1 protein-coding gene is annotated in these 1223 nt (G+C 62.1%); it reads right to left on the bottom strand.

Annotation, left to right across the window (positions count from 1 at the left end):
* A partial coding sequence (locus tag VV867_RS30945) for an ISL3 family transposase (protein WP_328568439.1) occupies nucleotides 1-1124 on the bottom strand: 1124 nt, incomplete at its 3' end.
* Between the last annotated feature and the right edge of the window lie 99 nt (nucleotides 1125-1223).

Here is a 1223-nt window from a genome sequence, read left to right on the forward strand (position 1 = left end):
TTGATCACCTTGATGCGGTTGTTTACCCCTTCCAGCAGGCTGGTGTGCATGGGGAAGCGAGCGCTGGCCAGGATGCCTCGGGCGTATTTGCGCAGATTGCGAGCGAAGCGTTGCAGCGGGGCCAGGCCACTGTCCCTGGCGTGGCGCAACCAGTCCCGCCAGCGGCGCCAACCCTCCCGCACGCTGGGGGCGTACCAGATTTCCTTGAGCGCATCCTTGAGCACGTAGACCGTGGCCAGTGGCTGGTTGGCCTCGAGGATTTCCTGCAACTGCACGGCTTGCTGATCCTTGAGGTTTTCGCGATTGCGCAGCAGCAACCAACGACTCTGCTTGATTACCTTGCGTGCCGCTTTGTCCTGGCGTAGCGCGTTGGCCTGATCGACACGGATGCGGTCGATCACCTCCCGGCCATAGCGAGCCACCACGTGGAATAGGTCGTAGACCACTTCGGCACGGGGGCAATGCTGTTTTACTTCCAGATCGAAGGCGGTGTTCATGTCCATCGCCACGGCCTCGATTTGCTGGCAGCGCTCACCGAGCAGTTCGAAGAACGGCTGAATCGCCTCGCGGCTGTTGCCATGCCCGACCCACAGCACGCGTGTCCGCTGCGCATCCATGATCACGGTGGCGTAACGATGTCCTTTGTGAAGAGCGAACTCGTCCATCACCAGGCGGCGAACGTCACCCGGCTCGAAAGCACCGACTGCGGCCTCTAGACGACGTTTGTCGAGCTGCTTGAGCGTGTGCCAATGCAGACCGACGAGGCGACTGACGTGACTGATGGGCAGTAATTGCAGCAAAGCCTCGAGCCAGATGCGCAAGCGCTGGGTCAAGCGCGACGCTGGCTCCAGCCAGTCGATCCGCTCGGTCACCCGACCACAGCGCAGGCAGTCGACGCGGCGCACCGGCAGTTGGAGCAGGACGCGCTGGTCGAACAGATCGCGATCACGCACCCGGCGAATCCGCCGTTCGTGGATTAATGGACTGGCCTGACCGCAGCGCCCGCATTTGGGGACAGCGCTGGCGTGAGGCTTGAGCTCGATCAGCAGGGTGCTGTCGGCAGATGGGTGGCAGGCGATGACTTCGTAGCCTGGCCAGAAAGCAGCAAGATCAATAGGATGCACGGCGACAGCAGGGGGTGGGGGTTGGTTCGTTTGGCGACTGCCAATCTACCCGCTTCCCTGACTGTCAATCCGCTCTTTCCCCAGACTCCGCGAAGAACC

Origin of the sequence: Pseudomonas sp. JH-2, assembly GCF_036231725.1 — a bacterium.
GTDB lineage: Bacteria > Pseudomonadota > Gammaproteobacteria > Pseudomonadales > Pseudomonadaceae > Pseudomonas > Pseudomonas delhiensis.